At 72.6% G+C, this 13298-nt stretch carries 11 protein-coding genes, 1 pseudogene and 1 riboswitch; of the genes and pseudogenes, 7 read left to right on the top strand and 5 right to left on the bottom strand.

The annotated features are described in order from the left end of the window. Nucleotides 1–456 precede the first annotated feature (456 nt). Nucleotides 457–2043: a glutamine-hydrolyzing GMP synthase gene (guaA, locus tag ACFWZ5_RS24710; protein ID WP_384789453.1), complete on the top strand. Its 1587-nt coding sequence runs from the start codon at nucleotides 457–459 to the stop codon at nucleotides 2041–2043. A 101-nt stretch (nucleotides 2044–2144) separates the two neighbouring features. Here the strand turns inward: guaA and ACFWZ5_RS24715 are convergent, their stop codons facing one another. Further along, entirely contained in the window at nucleotides 2145–2624 is a 480-nt protein-coding gene (locus ACFWZ5_RS24715) for a pyridoxamine 5'-phosphate oxidase family protein (RefSeq protein ID WP_384795900.1), read from the bottom strand. Nucleotides 2625–2754: 130 nt separating this feature from the next. Between ACFWZ5_RS24715 and ACFWZ5_RS24720 the strand changes: the two genes are divergently transcribed. The 3 genes from ACFWZ5_RS24720 (at nucleotide 2755) to ACFWZ5_RS24730 (ending at nucleotide 5779) form a co-directional block, all read left to right on the top strand. Continuing rightward, nucleotides 2755–3540 carry a class II aldolase/adducin family protein gene (locus tag ACFWZ5_RS24720; protein WP_384795902.1) on the top strand — a complete coding sequence of 262 codons (786 nt, stop codon included), beginning with the start codon at nucleotides 2755–2757 and terminating at the stop codon, nucleotides 3538–3540. Nucleotides 3541–3754: 214 nt separating this feature from the next. Next, nucleotides 3755–5020 (top strand): hypothetical protein, encoded by a 1266-nt coding sequence (locus ACFWZ5_RS24725; RefSeq protein ID WP_384795904.1) that lies wholly within the window; start codon nucleotides 3755–3757, stop codon nucleotides 5018–5020. Nucleotides 5021–5251: 231 nt separating this feature from the next. Next, entirely contained in the window at nucleotides 5252–5779 is a 528-nt protein-coding gene (locus ACFWZ5_RS24730; RefSeq protein ID WP_384795906.1) for a DoxX family protein, read from the top strand. A 158-nt stretch (nucleotides 5780–5937) separates the two neighbouring features. Here ACFWZ5_RS24730 and ACFWZ5_RS24735 read toward each other — a convergent pair. After that, a pseudogene (locus tag ACFWZ5_RS24735) lies at nucleotides 5938–6138 on the bottom strand (hypothetical protein); the annotation flags it as partial. After that, complete coding sequence (locus tag ACFWZ5_RS24740) at nucleotides 6125–7468, bottom strand: PspC domain-containing protein (protein ID WP_384795908.1); 1344 nt, start codon at nucleotides 7466–7468, stop codon at nucleotides 6125–6127. The gene ACFWZ5_RS24740 and the pseudogene ACFWZ5_RS24735, both read right to left, overlap by 14 nt. Before the next feature lie 168 nt (nucleotides 7469–7636). On the opposite strand from ACFWZ5_RS24740, the gene ACFWZ5_RS24745 reads away from it, so the two are divergent. Both ACFWZ5_RS24745 and ACFWZ5_RS24750 read left to right on the top strand, forming a co-directional pair. After that, nucleotides 7637–8923: a PspC domain-containing protein gene (locus ACFWZ5_RS24745; protein ID WP_384795910.1), complete on the top strand. Its 1287-nt coding sequence runs from the start codon at nucleotides 7637–7639 to the stop codon at nucleotides 8921–8923. Beyond that, complete coding sequence (locus ACFWZ5_RS24750) at nucleotides 8920–9702, top strand: LuxR C-terminal-related transcriptional regulator (RefSeq protein ID WP_384795912.1); 783 nt, start codon at nucleotides 8920–8922, stop codon at nucleotides 9700–9702. The genes ACFWZ5_RS24745 and ACFWZ5_RS24750 overlap by 4 nt, the downstream gene beginning before the upstream one ends. Nucleotides 9703–9769: 67 nt before the next feature. Here ACFWZ5_RS24750 and ACFWZ5_RS24755 read toward each other — a convergent pair whose 3' ends face one another. Continuing rightward, nucleotides 9770–10861, bottom strand: coding sequence for an NlpC/P60 family protein (locus ACFWZ5_RS24755; protein ID WP_384795914.1), 1092 nt, complete (start codon nucleotides 10859–10861; stop codon nucleotides 9770–9772). Nucleotides 10862–11224: 363 nt separating this feature from the next. Between ACFWZ5_RS24755 and ACFWZ5_RS24760 the strand changes: the two genes are divergently transcribed. Next, nucleotides 11225–11578 (top strand): hypothetical protein, encoded by a 354-nt coding sequence (locus tag ACFWZ5_RS24760; RefSeq protein WP_384795916.1) that lies wholly within the window; start codon nucleotides 11225–11227, stop codon nucleotides 11576–11578. 127 nt (nucleotides 11579–11705) lie between these two features. Here ACFWZ5_RS24760 and ACFWZ5_RS24765 read toward each other — a convergent pair whose 3' ends face one another. Further along, nucleotides 11706–12962, bottom strand: coding sequence for an NlpC/P60 family protein (locus ACFWZ5_RS24765; RefSeq protein WP_384795918.1), 1257 nt, complete (start codon nucleotides 12960–12962; stop codon nucleotides 11706–11708). A gap of 7 nt (nucleotides 12963–12969) precedes the next feature. Beyond that, a riboswitch (cyclic di-AMP (ydaO/yuaA leader) is annotated at nucleotides 12970–13117 on the bottom strand. Between the last annotated feature and the right edge of the window lie 181 nt (nucleotides 13118–13298).

Below are 13298 nucleotides of genomic sequence, written 5' to 3' on the forward strand. Positions count from 1 at the left end.
CGGCCCCAGTATGCCCCCATGCGAGCGCGCCGGGTCAATCCGGGGTGCGGGCGGCTCGCATGGTGAGACGTGCGGGACGTGCGGGACGTGCGGGACGTGCGGGACGTGCGGGATGGGCGGGCGTGAGGCGCCGGGCGTGCACAAGGCGCCGGGCGTGGTCGAGGTACCGGGCGTGGCCCAGGTGCCGGGCGTGCACGAGACGCCGGGGGGGCGAGGCGCGGGCGTGCCCCTGGTGCCGGGCGGGCCCGAGGCGCGGCCCGGGGCGGTCTCGGGCGCCCCGAGTCATGCCGCCGGGCGGCCCCCGGCCGCCCGGGCTCCGTCGGATACGACGAAGGCGGTACGCGCGGGCCCGTTAGAATCGACAAAACAACCCCAGCTCCAACCGCGCGCGCACGCCACTCGCGAACCCCCGCTCACGAACCCCTTGCGCGCGCTCAACGCCGGAAGGCCGCCGCCGTGTCCTCAGCGACTCCCGCTGCCGCCGCTCCCGACACCGTCCTGGTCGTCGACTTCGGAGCGCAGTACGCCCAGCTCATCGCCCGCCGCGTCCGCGAAGCCCGGGTCTACAGCGAGATCGTGCCGAGCACCATGCCGGTCTCCGAGATGCTCGCCAAGAACCCCGCGGCGATCATCCTCTCCGGCGGCCCGTCTTCGGTGTACGCGGAGAGCGCGCCGTCGGTGGACCGCGCCCTGTTCGAGGCGGGCGTCCCCGTCTTCGGCATGTGCTACGGCTTCCAGCTGATGGCCACCAGCCTCGGCGGCACCGTCGACAACACCGGCGCCCGCGAGTACGGCCGCACCCCGCTCGCCGTCTCCAAGCCCGGCTCGACGCTCTTCGAGGGCACCCCGGCCGAGCAGTCCGTGTGGATGTCCCACGGCGACGCGTGCAGCGCCGCCCCCGAGGGCTTCACCGTCACCGCGTCCACGGACGTCGTGCCCGTCGCCGCCTTCGAGAACGATGCGAAGAAGCTCTACGGCGTGCAGTACCACCCCGAGGTCATGCACTCCACGCACGGCCAGCAGGTCCTCGAGCACTTCCTCTACCGCGGCGCGGGCCTCAAGCCGAACTGGACCACCGGCAACGTCATCGACGAGCAGATCGCCGCCATCCGCGCCCAGGTCGGCACCAAGCGCGCCATCTGCGGCCTGTCCGGCGGTGTCGACTCCGCCGTGGCCGCCGCGCTGGTGCAGAAGGCCATCGGCTCCCAGCTGACCTGCGTGTACGTCGACCACGGCCTGATGCGCAAGGGCGAGACCGAGCAGGTCGAGAAGGACTTCGTGGCCGCCACCGGCGTCCAGCTGAAGGTCGTCGACGCCCAGGAGCGGTTCCTGTCCGCGCTCGCCGGGGTGTCCGACCCCGAGGAGAAGCGGAAGATCATCGGGCGCGAGTTCATCCGCGTCTTCGAGCAGGCCCAGGCCGAGATCGTCGCCGAGGCCCCGGGCGACCAGCCGGTGGAGTTCCTGGTCCAGGGCACCCTCTACCCGGACGTGGTCGAGTCCGGCGGCGGCACGGGCACCGCCAACATCAAGTCCCACCACAACGTGGGCGGCCTCCCCGAGGACCTCGAGTTCCAGCTCATCGAGCCGCTGCGCAAGCTCTTCAAGGACGAGGTGCGCATGGTCGGCCAGGAGCTCGGCCTGCCCGACGAGATCGTCCAGCGCCAGCCCTTCCCCGGCCCCGGCCTCGGCATCCGCATCGTCGGCGAGGTCACCAAGGACCGCCTCGACCTGCTGCGCGAGGCCGACGCCATCGCACGCGAGGAGCTGACGGCCGCCGGTCTCGACCGGGAGATCTGGCAGTGCCCCGTCGTGCTGCTCGCCGACGTCCGCTCCGTCGGCGTCCAGGGCGACGGCCGCACCTACGGCCACCCGATCGTCCTGCGCCCCGTCTCCTCCGAAGACGCCATGACGGCCGACTGGTCCCGCCTGCCCTACGAGGTCCTCGCGAAGATCTCCACGCGGATCACGAACGAGGTCGCCGACGTCAACCGCGTCGTCCTCGACGTGACGAGCAAGCCGCCGGGCACCATCGAGTGGGAGTGACCTCCGGGGGACCGGGCCGGGCGCCCGCGCTCCCCGAGGTCTGAGCGCCGGTGCCGCCGTCCGCGTACGGGACGGCGGCACCGGCGTTCTGCCGTCCGCCCTCAGGTCCGCCTGGTCGTCCGCACCGGCTGCCCCGGCTTCCAGAGCTGCACGGCCAGATACTGCTCGTCCTCGATGTACGTCCGCACGACCTCCGTCAGCTCCACCCGGAACAGGTGGAACGCCGACGGATCCGGCGGGTTCACCTCGTCCGCGTACCGCGCGACCTCCTCCGGCTCCGTGACCTCGACCGCCCGCCCGGCGATCCGGACGTCCCCACCCCCCATCTCCGTACCCGAACCGGGGTTCGCCTGCAGCGCGAAGCGCGGGTCCCGGCGCAGATCCAGCGCCTTGAGCGAGTGCGGCATCATGCCGAGCCACAGCTCCCCGTGCAGAAAACGGACCTCGATGCCCGTGGTCCGCGGCGCCCCGTCCTTGCGGAGCGTCGCCAGCACGTGGTGGGTGAACGAGCCGAACCGCTTCTCGACGGTCGCGGCGAGATCGGGCTCTGCGGTGGCGAAGGCTTCCCAGGAGAACGTCATGCGTCGATTCTGCCTCCCATACCCGACACCTCCTGTCTCCTTTCTCCTCTCCCTTGATCGCCGTACGCCTCTGTTCTCCTGGACACCCCGCCGGTACCTTCCGCCCTGGACAGCGAGGGACGGAGGACCTATGCGGGCGCCCACACCGATACCCGTCGAGCGGTTGCAGTTCGCGATGCCCCCGGTGCACGCGACACCGGAGGACGAGCGGCGCCACCGCAAGGAACGGCTCGCGGGCGCCCTGCGGATCTTCGGGCGGCTCGGCTACGAGGACGGCGTCTCCGGCCACATCACCGCCCGCGACCCGGAACACCCTGACTGCTTCTGGGTGAACCCCTTCGGCATGCCCTTCAAGCACATCACCGTCGGCGACCTCGTCCTCGCGAACGAGGACGGACAGGTCGTCGAGGGCCGCCACCACGTCAACCAGGCCGCCTTCACCGTCCACGCCCAGGTGCACAGGGCCCGGCCCGACGTCGTCGCCGTCGCCCACTGCCACTCGCTGCACGGCCGCGCCCTGGCCGCGCTCGGCGAACTCCTCGACCCGATCACCCAGGAGTCCTGCGCCTTCTACGAGAGCCACGCCCTGTACGGCGCCTACACCGGCGTCGCCGTGGACGCCGACGAAGGCCGCCGGATCGCCGCCGCGCTCGACACCCACAAGGCGATGATCCTGCGCAACCACGGCCTGCTCACCGTGGGCGGCACCGTCGACGCCGCCGCCTGGTGGTTCATCTCCATGGAGCGCTCCTGCCAGGTCCAGCTCGCCGCACGCGCCGCGGGCCGCCCCGTCCTCATCGACCACGAGCAGGCCGTGGAGACCCGTGAACAGCTCGGCGGCGACCTCGTGGCCTGGATCAACTACCAGTCCCTGTGGCAGGACATCAGCCGCGGCGAACCCGACCTCCTCACCTGACCCCGCCTCCACCCGTCGGCCTCGCTCCACGTGCGGCGTCAACACGCGTGCGGCAAGGCCACCCTTGCTGACCTGACCCGGGGAGCACGCACAGGCGTCCGTGCGGCACAATTCCCAGTCGTTGCAAGGAAGTTCACGGCCCGGTTGCGGACGGGAGATCCGATCGCGGGTTCGATGACGACTTCGGTCGAGGGCGGGGAAGGCGGCGTACGCGGTGGCGGTGCAGGAAGCCAGGCAGGACGTGCACGGGGGTGGTTGCACGTGCGGCGACTGCCCGCACGGAGCACGCGCGGGACACCGGCGCGCCGTGGCCGCGTTCCTCGCCAAACGCGACGAGCTCGCGGCCGGGCGTGGGCTGCCCGCGGCGGTCGCACACTCCGCGGGCGCGTCCCGCCAGTGGGTGTCGGACGAGCTGACGCAGTCCGCGCGGGACGTCGCCGAGCGCGGCCGCGCGGAGGGCGAGGCCTGGCTCGCCCGGCTCTGGAAGTACACCCTCGCCGCCGTCTGGGCCGGTGTCGTGGCGCTGCTGCTCGTCCAGGCGCTCACCGCGGTCGGCACCGGCTGGACGGACACGCGCACGGCCGGGCTGCTCGCGGCACTCGCCGTCGCCGTCCTGCTGTCCGGCGCCGCGTATCTGCACCGGGCGCGGGGCGGGGTGCTCGCACCGGTCATCGGCGAGGACAACCGCCTGTCCACCTCACGGGCCGTGGCAGGCTGCTGGGTCCTCTTCACCGTCTTCTCCGTGCTCGTCCTCGCCTGCGAGCTCGCCGCGGCCTCCGGCCACGAGGCCCGTGACGACCTCATCGACGGCCTCGAACTCGCCCGCGCGGCAGGCCTGGTGACCGTCCTCGCCGTCGTGTGCGCCGTCGCCGTCCTCGTCCGCCGCGTGGTGGGCCTGCGGGTCCTCGGCCAGCGGCTGCAGAAGGTCCGCGCCGACCGGCCGCGCGCCGCCGACCTGCTCACCGACGACGCGGGCCGCGGCCACTTCGCCGACGTCCAGTACGTCCTGGTCAGCACCGTCGCCGTGGTGTTCGTCGCCGTCCGCCTCGCCCGCCGCCCCGAGCAGCTGCCCGATCTGCCGTGGGGCCTCGCCGTCCTCGTCCTCGTGTCGGCGGCCACGTACGTCGCGGGCAAGTACGCCGAAGGCGGCCGCCCCGTGATCCTCTCCGTCGTACGGCGCCGGGAGGCGGGCGATCTGGACGCGCCGATCCGCACCGGCGACGACATCGAGATCCGCGGCGCGGGCTTCGTGCCGCCCGGTGCGCAGAGCGCGGACCGGCTGGCCAGGATGGCCGTCCGCATCGGCGCCGTCCACGTCCACGTGCCGCTCGTCCCCGTCGCCGGCGGCTTCACCAATCCCACCGACGCCGTCCTGACCGTCCCCGTGCCCGTCGACGTCGAGCCCGGCCGCGTCGAGGTCCAGGTGGTCACGGCGGCCGGCGTCGAGACCAACCGCTGCACGATCGACGTCACCGACTGACCCCCGCGCCGCACCACCGCTCCCACCGCCCGTGCGGCAGCCCGCACCGCCCCGAATGGACGCATGCCCTTCCCCCTCCTGTGTGCTCCCTGTCCGCCCGGCCAGGGCTCCGGAACCCCGGACCCTGCGCGTTTCCGGGGAACCGTCGAGATCTCCTCCGCACGCCACTGAGCAGCGGCTCCCACTCCTACGTATGGTCAGTTGACGGCTCAACAGGAGAGGCGGGCAGCGATGGCTCACGGCATGCGCACCGACAGCCACACCAGCTATGTCAGGCGCGACGACTGGCGCGAGAACGCCACGCGGTACGCCCTGCTCCCACTGAGGATCTTCCTCGGCGTCACCTTCGTCTACGCGGGCCTGGACAAGCTCACCGACAGCGCCTTCATGAAGGAGAGCGGCACCGGGTCCATCGGCGACACCATGCGGGGCGTGCGCGACCTCTCCGCGATCCCCGACCTCGTCGACCTGGCCCTGAAGAACCCCGTCGGCTTCGGCTACGCCATCGCCCTCGGTGAACTGGCCGTCGGCATCGGCACCTTGATCGGCCTGTTCGCCCGGGTCGCCGCACTCGGCGGCGCCCTGATCTCGCTCAGCCTCTGGCTGACCATGAGCTGGCAGGAGGAGCCGTACTACCTCGGCAACGACCTCGCCTACCTGATGGCCTGGCTGCCCCTGGTGCTCGCCGGGGCGTCCGTCCTCTCCGTCGACGCCTGGCTCACCGAACGCCGCCGCGGCACCGGACTACACCTCGGCTAGACCTCGCCGGCCCCTGACCCCGACCCGGACCCCGACCCGGACCCCGACCCGGACTCTGATCCAGACCCAGTCCCGGATCCAGACCCGGCCCCGGCCCCGGCGCTGTGTGCCCGGCCCTCGACCGCCTCCGCGTGACCCGCGTGACCCGCGTGACCCGCGCGGCCCGCGCGGTTCTTGCGTATGCCATGGGCCACGGTCGCCGCGGCGCCCGCGAGGCACAGACCTCCCGTCACGATCGGGATGATCACGAACCAGGGCGTGTCCCACAGGCCGCCCGCGTCGCCCGCGTACACGAGCCCCGCCGCTGTCAGGAAGAAACCCGCCACCAGCCTGCCCGGCTGGAACTCATGACGCAGCACGTGCCACCTCCGCCTGTCCGACGCCCACCTCTAGCCGCAGGTCGACCGTGCCGCCGCCCTTGCTTCCCGCGGGCGGGTCGAGAGTCGCCTTGCGCTCCTTGCCCGGGGCGATGTCCACGTCCCGCCGGTCGTCGCTCGGCAACTGGATGTCCCCGACCCCCACCTCCACCTCGAGCTCGACCCTGGCGTCCTTCGGCACGATCACCTTCAGACGGCCCGCGCCCACCTCGGCCCGTGTGGTCAGCGTCTGGTCCTTGCGGAGGTCGATCCCGCTCAGGTCCAGGGTGCCCACGCCGGTGCCCAGCTCGTACGCCGGGCGGACCTGCGATGCCGTGGCCGGGCGCCAGTCCGTACGTATCCAGTCCGTCGTGATGTTCTTCGGCAGGGCCGCCGAGGACGCGACGAGGGCGGCGGTGATCACCGCGAGGACGAGGGATCCCGCACCCGTGCGCCCGAGGAACGAGCTGATCGCGATGCCGACGCCGAGCACGGCGAGCGCACAGGCGAAACCGATCTGCAGGCTGCTGCCGAGCGGGTGGTCCGCCCAGGTCAGGGTGGTGCCGAGGCCCGCCGCGAGGACGGCGGCGAGGAACACCCAGCCGCCGATCCAGCGCGGACCCCGCGGCCCGCGCCGCGCGGCCTCGGCCGCGGCAGCACGCTCCGCAGCCGTGGCGTGCGCCGCGGCCGGGTCGTACTCCATCGCGACCGGGTCCGGCCCCCAGAAGTACTGCGGGATCTTCTCCTGCACGCCGTCCCGCACAAGGGGGTCGCGCCACCAGGACGGGGCGCCCGTGACAGGCGGGGCCTTGGTCTCCGGCGGGGCATCCGCCACGGCCTGCGCGGCCGCCGGGTCCGGGTCGGGGGCGCCGCGCTGCCGCGACCAGTACCCCGCGCCCGCGAGGAGCAGGCCGAGGACGGCCGCGAACGTCAGCGCCCCGCCGTTGCTCAACAGCGTCAGGAAGACCCCGCAGCCCACGAGCGCGAAGAGGACCGCCGTCAGCGCGTGGCCGTCGACGCGGGCCGTCAGCAGCCTGCGCGCCTCGTTCTCCTCCTCGTTCTCGTACGGAATGAGGAGCCACGCGAAGCCGTAGAAGACCAGGCCCAGGCCGCTCGTTATCGCGAGGACGACGAGGCCGATGCGGAAGATCACCGGGTCCATGTCGCAGTGCCGCCCGAGCCCCGCGCACACGCCGCCCAGCTTGCGGTGCCTGCGGTCGCGGCGGAACTTGCGCTCGCGCACGGCCTCCGGCCCGCCCGGCTCGTCGGCCGCGGCGGACAGAGGATCGCGCGACGGGGCCTGCGGGCCCGGCGCGGGCTGCTGATCTGTCATGCCTCCATGGTGACGGCCGCGGCCCGGCCGCGGCAGTCGGGACAACCCTGGCCGATCCCTGATATCGCCCCTGACCGGCCGGACCGGCACAGCCGCGGCAGAGATCAGGGGAGTCTCGGGGATGCACCCTGATGCCCGCGCCGCCGCCCGCGTGTGACCATCGTGGACATGCCGGAAGCCGCAGCTGTCACCACCGAAGAAGAGCGGCCGCTGCGAAAGCTCTACCGCAGCGGTGAGGGCCGCATGCTCGGCGGAGTCGCGCGCGGCCTCGCCGGGCACCTCGGGCTGCCCGTGATCTGGGTGCGGCTCATCTTCATCGGCCTGTTCACGGCGAACGGCCTCGGCGCGCTGCTGTACGCGGCGTTCTGGTTCTTCGTGCCGCTCGGCGTCGGCGGCGTCGGGGACGGCAGACCCGCGGTGGTGACGACGGAGACGGCGCCGGACGGCCGCCGAAGACTCGTCGCCCGCAAGCCGGACAAGGGCCAGATCTTCGCGCTGCTCGCCATGCTCGTCGTCGCCATGGTCTTCGTCGGCAGCGTCGACCTCGGCGGCCCCACGAAGGCGTATCTGTGGCCGACGCTGCTCGTCGCCGCCGGTGTCGCCCTCGTCTGGCGCCAGGCGGACAACGCGCGGCGGGCCCGCTGGATGGAGGTCGGCCGCAAGCGGCGCACCCTGACGATCGCCCGGTCCGGCGCCGGTGTCCTCCTCGTCGGCGTCGGTGTCTCCGGCATCTTCGTGCTGCGCGGCTCCGCCTCCGACCTCGGCGCCGCGCTGCAGGCGGCGCTCGCCGTGCTCGTCGGCATCGCGCTGCTCGCGGGCCCCTATCTCGTGCGGATGACGCAGGACCTCTCCGAGGAGCGTCTGATGCGCATCCGCGCCCAGGAGCGCGCGGAGGTCGCCGCCCACGTCCACGACTCGGTGCTGCACACCCTGACCCTGATCCAGCGCAACGCGGAGAGCCCGGGCGAGGTGCGCCGCCTCGCCCGCGCCCAGGAGCGCGACCTGCGCGCCTGGCTGTACAAACCGGAGGGCACCGGCAAGGACGAGGCGGAGGAGCCGGACACGCTCGCCGAGGCGGTCCGGCGCAGCGCCGCGGAGGTCGAGGACAAGCACGGCGTCCCGATCGAGGTGGTCGTCGTCGGCGACTGCCCGCTCGACGACCGCCTGACGGCACAGATGCAGGCCGCGCGGGAAGCGATGGTGAACGCCGCCAAGTACGGTGGCGAGGGCGGCGCGGTGCAGGTCTTCGCCGAAGTCGAGGGGGAGACGGTCTTCGTGTCCGTCCGGGACCGCGGCCCGGGATTCGACCTGGATTCCGTGCCGGACGACCGCATGGGCGTACGAGAATCGATCATCGGCCGCATGCAGCGGAACGGCGGCACGGCGCGGCTGCGCGCGGTGCCGGGCGGCGGCACGGAAGTCGAGCTGGAGATGGAGAGGACGGCGGCGACATGAGCGACGCGACCGAAGCGGGCGGGCCCGCGGAGCCGGCCGGGACGACCGGGCCCGTGGACCCGGCCGCCGGGACCGGGGAGGCCGCCGGGGCGAGCGCGGACGCGGGGACCGGCGCCGGGCGGCACGTGCGGGTCGTCCTGGTGGACGACCACCGGATGTTCCGCACGGGCGTGCAGGCGGAGATCGGCCAGACCGAGCGCACGGGTGTCGAGGTCGTCGGCGAGGCCGCCGACGTCGACCAGGCGGTCTCGGTGATCACGGCGGCGCGCCCCGAGGTCGTGCTCCTCGACGTGCACCTGCCGGGCGGCGGTGGCGTCGAGGTGCTGCGCCGCTGCGCGTCCCTGATGGCGGACGCGGAGGACCCGGTGCGGTTCCTCGCGCTGTCCGTCTCCGACGCCGCGGAGGACGTCATCGGCGTCATCCGGGGCGGCGCCCGCGGCTATGTCACCAAGACCATCACCGGCACCGACCTGGTCGACTCGATCTTCCGCGTCCAGGAGGGCGACGCGGTGTTCTCGCCGCGCCTCGCCGGTTTCGTCCTGGACGCCTTCGCGTCGACGGACGCGGCGCCGGTCGACGAGGACCTGGACCGCCTCACGCAGCGCGAGCGCGAGGTCCTGCGCCTCATCGCCCGCGGCTACGCGTACAAGGAGATCGCCAAGCAGCTCTACATCTCCGTGAAGACGGTCGAGTCGCATGTGTCGGCGGTCCTGCGGAAGCTCCAGCTGTCGAACCGGCACGAGCTGACGCGGTGGGCGACGGCCCGCAGGCTGGTCTGACGCCACGACGGCGCCCCGACGTTCCGACGGCACCCCGACGTTCCGACGGCACCCCACCGCCCCGGCGTCACACCACCCGCGTGGCCCCCGCGAACGGCATCTGGTCGATGGGGGCCAGGCGGACCGGCGCGCTGGGGTTGGGGGCGTGGATCATCCGGCCGTTGCCGACGTAGAGGCCGACGTGGCTGATGCCGGAGTAGAAGAACACCAGGTCTCCCGGAGCGAGTTCGGCGCGTGACACGCGCTTGCCCGCGCCGATCTGGGCGTAGGTCGTGCGGGGGAGGGACACGCCCGCCGAGCGGTAGGCGGCCTGGATGAGGCCTGAGCAGTCGAAGGCGTTCGGCCCGGTGGCGCCCCACACATAGGGGCTGCCGAGCGCCTTGTAGGCGTACGAGACCGCCGCCGAGGCCCGCGAGTCGGGGGCGCCCACGGCACCCCCGCCTCCGTTCGCGCCGCTACGCTCCGCCGTGTCGCGGTCGCCGACGCGCGAGGCCCTGTTGGGGTCGCCCGCCCGCTCGCCCCCCTCGTCGGCGGCGAGGCGGGCCCGCTGGTCGGCGGTCAGCCGGTCGAGCAGCCGCTTGGCGTCGCCGAGCTTGCCGGTCACGGTCTTCTTGTGCTTCTTCAGGGCCGCCTGGCGGGCCTTGAGGTCGGCGAGCGTGTCGTCCGCCTCGGAGTGCAGCTGGTCGAGCTCGCGGAGCTGCTTGCGTACGTCGTTGACGGTGGCCGCCTGCCGGTGGCCCGCGCGGTCGGCGCGGCTCGCCCGGTCCAGGAACTCGTCGGGATCGGAGGAGAGCGCCACCTGGAGCGACGGGTCGATGGCGCCCGTGCGGTACTGGGCGGTGGCCAGGGAACCCAGGCCCTGGCGCGCGGAGTTGAGCCGCTCCGTCCTGCGGGCGGCCTCGTCGCGCAGGTCGCCGAGGGACCGCTCGGCCTCGTCGGCCTTCTCCTTGGCGCCGTTGTACTTCTCGGTGGCGACCTCCGCCTCGCGGTAGAGCTCGTCGACCTTGGCCTTCACCTCGCTGGGGGTGAGCCGCGGCTCGGCGTGCCCGGTGCCTTCGAAGGCGGTCGCCGTGGCGGCCGACGCGAGGGCGAGGGTGGCGGCGGTACGGGCGGTATGGCCGCTGAGCGAGCGCTGTTTGGGCTTGCGGTGCTCTGCCACGGAGGCTCCACGTCCTTCCACGGTGGCCCGATGCCGGTGGGGGGCCGGCGGTCCGGTACGTGTCCGGCGGCGCGCCGCACAGGGGGAGCGGAACGCCGCCGGACTTCTCGGCGGGGGCGGCCGGCTGCCGTCCGTGGTCCGGGCGGCGGTGGGGAGCCGGTCACCTGGTGGAGGACGCTAAACCTCTTCCTCGCCGGGCCGTGGCGCGATGCGCGGAAGTGGAAGGCGCGGGTCGACGGGTGAACGCGAGCGATCGGGCCGATGGCCACCCGGTGCCCGCTTCACCCGCTCCTGTGACCGATGTGGCGTTGGCGGCAGCCCTGCCCGGAGGGAGGTGATAGGGGCCCCGCTAGGCTCCGCCCCATGGACGTACTCATCCATCTCTTCGTCGGCCTGCACATCATCGGCATCGCCTCGCTCCTGGGCGGCTTCCTCACCCAGATGAAGGCGATGGGTGAGGGCACGGCCCGCTTCAGCCCCGCGATGCTGCACGGCGCGCTGACCATGCTGGTCACCGGCGTGGCCCTGGTGGGCCTCAACCAGGCCGACGACAACACGGTCAACAACGTCAAGATCGGCGTGAAGCTGGCCCTGCTGATCGTGATCCTCGCGCTCGTGTACGTGAAGCGCGACGAGGAGAAGGTGGACAAGGCGATGTTCGGCGCGGTCGGCGCGCTGACGACGGCGAACATCTTCATCGCCGTCCTGTGGACGTAGGCCCCGGCCACCTGACGTACGTGGGCCCGCACCCGGACCGGGGTGCGGGCCCACACGTCTATCGCCCCTCTACGTAGAGGGGCGTGTGGAGGGAGGGCGTGTACGGCCCCCTCTACGTAGAGGGTGGTTATGCGGGCCGCACCACGCTGTGGATCGGCATGTAGTAGATCGACTCGACGCGGACGTTCGCGCCCGGCTTCGGGGCGTGGATCATCTTGCCGTTGCCGATGTAGATCCCGACGTGGCTGATGTCGTCGTAGAAGAAGACCAGGTCGCCCCGCTTGGCGTTCGACGTCGACACCTTCGTGCCGGTCTTCACCTGGTCCCAGGTCGTCCGCGGCAGCGAGATCCCGGCGGTCTTCCACGCGGCCTGCGTGAGCCCGGAGCAGTCGTAGGAGTCGGGCCCGGTGGCGCCCCACACGTAGGGCTTGCCGATCTGCCGCTCGGCGAAGGAGATCACCTTCTCGGCCTTGGCGGCGTAGCTGCCGTCCGTGCTGCCCGAGCCCGAGCCCGAGCCGGATCCCGACCCGGACCCGGAGCCGCTGTCCGAGCCGGACCCCGTACCCGTACCCCCACCGGAGCCCTGGTCCTGGTCCTGATCCCGGCCCTGTTCCCGCTCCCGTTCCCGCTCGCGCTGCTCGGCCTCCTCGGCCTTCCGCTTGCGCTCCGCCTCCGCCTGCTTGCGCGCCAGCTCGGCGGCCTTGCGCCGGGCGGCCTCTTCCTTCCGCTTCTCGATCGCCGCGAGCCGCGCCTTCTCCTCGGCGGTCAGCTTCGACAGCAGGCCGCGGGCCTCGCTCAGCTTGGTCTGGACGGTCTGCTTGCTCGCCTTCAGGTCGTCGCGCGAGTCACCGAGCGTCTTCAGGCTCTTCGCGGCCTTCGCGCGCTGCTGGGTCGCCGCGACCTGCTGCGTCTGGTAGTCGTCGACGGCCTTCTTCTGGCGGCTCGTGAGCCGGTCCGCGAGGTGGTTCTGGTCGAAGAACCCCTTCGGGTCGTCGGCGAGCATCATCGCGGCCGTCTCGGAGACGGCGCCGGTGCGGTACTGCGCGGCCGCGAAGGAGCCGAGCTCCTGGCGGGCGTCGTTCAGCTTGTCCGTGCGCTCGGCCACGTCGTCCAGGAGGCGGTCGACCTTCTTGCGCTGCTTGTCGGTGCGCTCCTTGGCCGAGTTGTACTTCTGCGTGGCCACGCCCGCCTGGTGGTAGAGGTCGTCGACCTTCTTCTGGACCTCTTCGAGGGTCGGCTTCCCGGGCTCGGAGGGGGCGGACGGCGCGGCGTTCGCGCTCTGTGAGAGCAGGGCCACCGAGGTCAGGGCGGCCGTCGTGATGCCGAGGGCGGGGGTCGTGCGTATGAGCGCTGAGCGACTGCGCGGTTTGCGGTGCGACGCCAAGGTCGGCGACTCCTTCCGTGGACCGCCTACCGGGTTAGCTGTCGGGTTCGGGCGGGTGGTTCGGAAGGCTGCCCTACCGTCCCGTACGGCGTACGGGACCGATTCACCCCAGGATCATGGTGGGTCCCCGGCTCCGGGAGCGTCGGACGACGTGGAGGTCGGACAACGCGTCGGACTCGGCGGAGGCCACGCGTGACCGGCGGGGATCGCCGGTGGGGGACGTGCGGCCCGCGGAGCACGCTAGCCAACTCGTGTGGTGCCGGGGAAGGTTGATGTTCGATATGCCCGATACATTTTCGTGACTTTACGAAGCCCTTGGCGCGGCCCTGACGTGCT

This window comes from Streptomyces sp. NPDC059003, assembly GCF_042740445.1.
GTDB lineage: Bacteria > Actinomycetota > Actinomycetes > Streptomycetales > Streptomycetaceae > Streptomyces.

Excerpts from the sequence above, each read along its gene's own strand:
- ACFWZ5_RS24715 (WP_384795900.1), bottom strand. The coding sequence starts at position 2,624 with ATGACGTTCTCCTGGGAAGCCTTCGCCACCGCAGAGCCCGATCTCGCC.
- ACFWZ5_RS24720 (WP_384795902.1), top strand. The coding sequence starts at position 2,755 with ATGCGGGCGCCCACACCGATACCCGTCGAGCGGTTGCAGTTCGCGATG.
- ACFWZ5_RS24730 (WP_384795906.1), top strand. The coding sequence starts at position 5,252 with ATGGCTCACGGCATGCGCACCGACAGCCACACCAGCTATGTCAGGCGC.
- ACFWZ5_RS24740 (WP_384795908.1), bottom strand. The coding sequence starts at position 7,468 with ATGACAGATCAGCAGCCCGCGCCGGGCCCGCAGGCCCCGTCGCGCGAT.
- ACFWZ5_RS24745 (WP_384795910.1), top strand. The coding sequence starts at position 7,637 with ATGCCGGAAGCCGCAGCTGTCACCACCGAAGAAGAGCGGCCGCTGCGA.
- ACFWZ5_RS24750 (WP_384795912.1), top strand. The coding sequence starts at position 8,920 with ATGAGCGACGCGACCGAAGCGGGCGGGCCCGCGGAGCCGGCCGGGACG.
- ACFWZ5_RS24760 (WP_384795916.1), top strand. The coding sequence starts at position 11,225 with ATGGACGTACTCATCCATCTCTTCGTCGGCCTGCACATCATCGGCATC.